A 3,199-nucleotide genomic window follows, 5' to 3' on the forward strand; every position below is an offset into this window, starting at 1 on the left:
GCGTGGCAGCTTCCTATCCTCGCGGGTAGTTTCCCACCAACTACTTTTGGCGTAAAGAAGCTTAACTTCTGTGTTCGGCATGGGAACAGGTGTATCCTTCTTGCCATCGCCACCACACTATTCTATCTCGTACCTTCAAAACTAGATACTAATCAAATGAATTATCTAAAACACTTCAAACCACTTACTCGGTTAAGTCCTCGATCTATTAGTACTGCTCAGCTCCATGTATCGCTACACTTCCACCCGCAGCCTATCTACGTCATAATCTCTAACGGATCTTACTTCCATAAAGGAATGGGAAATCTCATCTCGAGGGGGGCTTCACACTTAGATGCTTTCAGCGTTTATCCCGTCCATACGTAGCTACCCAGCGATGCGCCTGGCGGCACAACTGGTACACCAGAGGTATGTCCATCCCGGTCCTCTCGTACTAAGGACAGCTCCTCTCAAATTTCCTACGCCCGCGACGGATAGGGACCGAACTGTCTCACGACGTTCTGAACCCAGCTCGCGTACCGCTTTAATGGGCGAACAGCCCAACCCTTGGGACCGACTACAGCCCCAGGATGCGATGAGCCGACATCGAGGTGCCAAACCTCCCCGTCGATGTGAACTCTTGGGGGAGATAAGCCTGTTATCCCCAGGGTAGCTTTTATCCGTTGAGCGATGGCCCTTCCATATGGTACCACCGGATCACTAAGTCCGACTTTCGTCCCTGCTCGACTTGTCAGTCTCGCAGTCAAGCTCTCTTGTGCCTTTACACTCTATGAATGATTTCCAACCATTCTGAGAGAACCTTTGAGCGCCTCCGTTACATTTTAGGAGGCGACCGCCCCAGTCAAACTGCCCACCAGACACTGTCCCTCACCACGCTAAATGGTGTAGGTTAGAGTTTTCATATAACAAGGGTAGTATCCCACCAATGCCTCGATCGAAACTAGCGTTCCGACTTCAACGGCTCCTACCTATCCTGTACATGTCACACAAAAACTCAATATCAAGCTACAGTAAAGCTCCATGGGGTCTTTCCGTCCTGTCGCGGGTAACCCGCATCTTCACGGGTATTATAATTTCACCGAGTCTCTCGTTGAGACAGTGCCCAAATCATTACGCCTTTCGTGCGGGTCGGAACTTACCCGACAAGGAATTTCGCTACCTTAGGACCGTTATAGTTACGGCCGCCGTTTACTGGGGCTTCAATTCTCAGCTTCGCTTACGCTAACTGATCCTCTTAACCTTCCAGCACCGGGCAGGCGTCAGCCCCTATACGTCATCTTACGATTTAGCAGAGACCTGTGTTTTTGATAAACAGTTGTTTGGGCCTATTCACTGCGGCTGGCTGTTACACCAGCACCCCTTCTCCCGAAGTTACGGGGTCATTTTGCCGAGTTCCTTAACGAGAGTTCACTCGCTGACCTTAGGATTCTCTCCTCGACTACCTGTGTCGGTTTGCGGTACGGGTAGTTTATTTCTAACTAGAAACTTTTCTCGGCAGTGTGAGTTACTGTGCTTCGCTACTTAAATTTCGCTCCTCATCACAGCTTGTCCTTATAGGTAAAAGCATTTGACTCTTACCAAGACTTACTGCTTGAACACACTTTTCCAGCTGTGTGCACACATCATCCTCCTGCGTCCTTCCATCGTTCAAACAAAATAAACTAGTACGGGAATATCAACCCGTTATCCATCGATTACACCTCTCGGTCTCATCTTAGGCCCCGACTAACCCTGGGAGGACGAGCCTTCCCCAGGAAACCTTAGTCTTTCGGCCGATCAGATTCTCACTGATCTTTCGCTACTCATACCGGCATTCTCACTTCTAAGAACTCCACTGCTCCTCACGGTACAGCTTCAATGCTCTTACAACGCTCTCCTACCACGCATCTTACGATGCATCCACAGTTTCGGTATCATGCTTAGCCCCGGTACATTTTCGGCGCAGAATCACTCGACTAGTGAGCTATTACGCACTCTTTGAATGAATGGCTGCTTCTAAGCCAACATCCTAGTTGTCTATGCGTTTCCACATCCTTTTCCACTTAGCATGAATTTTGGGACCTTAACTGGTGATCTGGGCTGTTTCCCTTTCGACGGTGGATCTTATCACTCATCGTCTGACTCCCGGGTATAGATCAATGGTATTCGGAGTTTATCTGAATTCAGTAACCCAAGACGGGCCCCTAGTCCAAACAGTGCTCTACCTCCATGATCCTAATCCCCGAGGCTAACCCTAAAGCTATTTCGGAGAGAACCAGCTATCTCCAAGTTCGTTTGGAATTTCACCGCTACCCACACCTCATCCCAGCATTTTTCAACATACATGGGTTCGGCCCTCCGGTGCGTTTTACCACACTTTCAGCCTGGACATGGGTAGGTCACTTGGTTTCGGGTCTACATCTACATACTAAAGCGCCCTATTCAGACTCGCTTTCGCTACGGCTCCGCATTTTCTGCTTAACCTCGCATGTAAACGTAACTCGCCGGTTCATTCTACAAAAGGCACGCCATCACCCCTTAACGGGCTTTGACTACTTGTAGGCACACGGTTTCAGGATCTATTTCACTCCCCTTCCGGGGTACTTTTCACCTTTCCCTCACGGTACTGGTTCACTATCGGTCACTAGGGAGTATTTAGCCTTGGGAGATGGTCCTCCCAGATTCCGACGGGGTTTCTCGTGTCCCGCCGTACTCAGGATCCCGGCTAGAGTAGTTTGTATTTCGCTTACGAGGCTTTCACTCTCTTTGGCCAACTTTTCCAAGTTGTTCAGCTATACTTGCTTTTTTTCTCATAACGCCAGTCCTACAACCCTAAAGAGCAAGCTCTTTAGTTTGGGCTCTTCCCGTTTCGCTCGCCGCTACTCAGGGAATCGAATTTTCTTTCTCTTCCTGCAACTACTTAGATGTTTCAGTTCATTGCGTCTTCCTCTTAATATGCTATGTATTCACATATAAGTAATCATCCATTACGATGATTGGGTTCCCCCATTCGGAGATCCCCGGATCAAAGCTTACTTACAGCTCCCCGAGGCGTATCGTCGTTAGTTACGTCCTTCATCGGCTCCTAGTGCCTAGGCATCCACCGTGCGCCCTTTATAACTTAACCTTGACAAACACCACTAAAGTGGTTTGTCGCGCAGTTTTCGGTGTTTCTTTTAATTCATTATTTCTTAGTATCCAGTTTTCAAGGTACGAGTTG

General features: G+C 48.6%; 2 rRNA genes. Both read right to left on the bottom strand.

The window, feature by feature from the left end:
- Positions 1-117 (bottom strand): 5S ribosomal RNA (gene rrf, locus EKM79_RS12055).
- A 71-nt stretch (positions 118-188) separates the two neighbouring features.
- A 23S ribosomal RNA gene (locus EKM79_RS12060) occupies positions 189-3,106 on the bottom strand.
- Positions 3,107-3,199 lie beyond the last annotated feature (93 nt).

The sequence above is a fragment of the Companilactobacillus insicii genome (genome assembly GCF_003946015.1).
Taxonomy (GTDB): Bacteria; Bacillota; Bacilli; order Lactobacillales; family Lactobacillaceae; genus Companilactobacillus; species Companilactobacillus insicii.